Here is a 414-nt window from a genome sequence, read left to right as displayed (position 1 = left end):
ACCCTCCCCCCCCATGTCGTGGTTCGTCGGCAGCGTCAGATGTGTATAAGAGACAGCTATTGTGGTTTCTTGATTTAAAACGGCCTTTAAAAAAGTATACGGAAAAAGCTATGATGAGATTATCAGGAGCAAAATAATCAAGCCATTGCGGTTAAGCAATACGCTGACTAAAGAATTTGAGGCCAAAAACAGAACTACGGGCCATAACCCTAACGGTGGTATACAAGAGTTCTTCAAGTGGAATGTTACGGCACCTGCCGGATTGGTAAAATCTAATGCTGCCGATATGGTTACTTTTTTAAAGGCCGTTTTAAATCAAGAAACCACAATAGGTAAAGCCGCTATGATAACAGAAAGAACCTTTTACAAAGATGAAAAGAGGACAATGGGCCTGGGCACGAATATTATAACGGA

Annotated in this window: 1 pseudogene; it reads left to right on the top strand. The window is 41.5% G+C overall.

Annotated elements, in window-relative coordinates:
• Positions 1 to 145: 145 nt before the first annotated feature.
• Positions 146 to 414, top strand: a pseudogene (locus JHD69_RS20500) (serine hydrolase domain-containing protein); the annotation flags it as partial.

This window comes from Pedobacter sp. ASV12 (genome assembly GCF_016429155.1).
GTDB lineage: Bacteria > Bacteroidota > Bacteroidia > Sphingobacteriales > Sphingobacteriaceae > Pedobacter.
Note: the sequence above shows the minus strand (reverse complement) of the source record. Positions and strands in the feature narration are given on the sequence as shown.